Source organism: Microcystis sp. LE19-131.1A (genome assembly GCF_027532015.1).
In the GTDB taxonomy this organism is placed as follows: Bacteria; Cyanobacteriota; Cyanobacteriia; order Cyanobacteriales; family Microcystaceae; genus Microcystis; species Microcystis ichthyoblabe_A.
Genome location: NZ_JAPZSS010000101.1, coordinates 1 through 1,502 on the forward strand (window position 1 = coordinate 1; position 1,502 = coordinate 1,502).

At 40.5% G+C, this 1,502-nt stretch carries 1 protein-coding gene and 1 pseudogene; one reads left to right on the top strand and one right to left on the bottom strand.

Annotation, left to right across the window (positions count from 1 at the left end):
* Positions 1-99: 99 nt before the first annotated feature.
* Positions 100-318: pseudogene (locus O9323_RS08840) on the bottom strand (PhoH family protein); the annotation flags it as partial.
* Positions 319-484: 166 nt separating this feature from the next.
* On the opposite strand from O9323_RS08840, the gene O9323_RS08845 reads away from it, so the two are divergent.
* A complete protein-coding gene (locus O9323_RS08845) occupies positions 485-1,372 on the top strand; it encodes a hypothetical protein (protein WP_288124977.1) in 888 nt (295 codons plus the stop codon).
* The last annotated feature ends 130 nt before the right edge of the window (positions 1,373-1,502 follow it).

Consider the following 1,502-nt stretch of genomic DNA (forward strand, 5'->3'; position numbering starts at 1 on the left):
GGAACCCTGATTCTGTCGTTTTTAGTTGCACATCGCGTTAAATTAACCTAATTCTATACTCTCTCGCAAGAGTACAAGAGCGACTATCTCAACAATCGGTTATTTTTCGTGCTGTTCGTAAGCTGAGACGATTTTTTGTACCAAGGGATGACGCACCACATCGGCCCGCGATAGGTAAGAAAAAGCGATCCCTTCTACTGATTTTAGGATTTTTTGAGCGGCAATTAACCCCGATTCCTGTTGTTGCGGTGAATCGGTTTGGGTGACATCTCCAGTTACTACCATGCGCGAACCGAATCCCAAGGGAGTTAAGACCATCAATGCGATCGCACTTTCTCCACTGGGGAATTGAATCGTTGGCCAAGTTCTACCACTTTAGCAAAATTGTTGTCTTTGCTGGAAATATTGATTAAATTGGAAGTTTTTTAGCTGTGATTAGTTACCTAACCTAATATAGTGGTGGCATTCTGTAAGGAGTCCCACCGTGACTAACAATTCCCTCGATCCTTTGAATATTGGCAATACGATTAATACTGCCTTCCGTCTTTATCGTGATCGCTTCCCAACTTATGTATTCTTTGCTGTCCGCGCCGGCTTGTGGTCGCTTCTCCCCTTAGTTTTGCAATTAATTCTCAGTCAATTACTTTATCAAACAATTACCCCCGAACAAGGCAGCGATATCGGTTTACGTTTATTTCTTTTCCCAGTACAAATTTTCTCGGCCGCTAAGTATCTTTTCAATAGTGCGGTTATCTCACGATTAGCTTTTCAAGACATCATTTATCAGCCGGAAACTGCCGGACAAGCGGAAAAAAAAGTTAAGCCGAAAATGTGGCGCTTGTGGTGGATGCAGGTTTTGCTCGGTTTGTTAGGAGCGGCAATAATCTTGCCGATAACGCTGTCTCTGGTGTTAGTAAGTTTTATCCCCATCCTTGGTGTATGGCTTATTTTACTGGCTTCTTTCTGTCTTCCTGTTTTCTTCCTTTGGTTATATGCTCGCATTTACATTGCCGAATTGCCCTTAATAATTGAAGATAATTTAGGCAGTTGGCAAGCAATCAAGAGAGGTTGGCATTTAACTAAAAACTCGGCTTGGAGAATTGTGGGAGTGATATTTATTGCCATTTTATTAATTATTCCAGTTTATCTTCTGTCATGGGCTTTGGCTTCAATTCCCTTTTGGTTCAATTCTTCGGAGGACTGGCAAACGCTCACGGAAAATCCTCTTTTTTTCCAACAAATGGCGATGTTTTCCTATGGTATGATTACTGTTTTTGTACTTCTGAATATTTTATTAGTTCCTTTTTGGCAATCTCTCAACAGTGTGATCTATAATCATGTTTTAGACCAGAAAAAAAATGGGCTCTTCTAGGTTCTGTGTGAGCATGGTATAATAGTAACACAGAACAGGAGGTGGGTTATGTGGATAAATTTTGATCAACTCCTCGATTTACCAAATGTAACAGTGGTCAATTATCAAAAAATTGCTCAGACAATTTTCC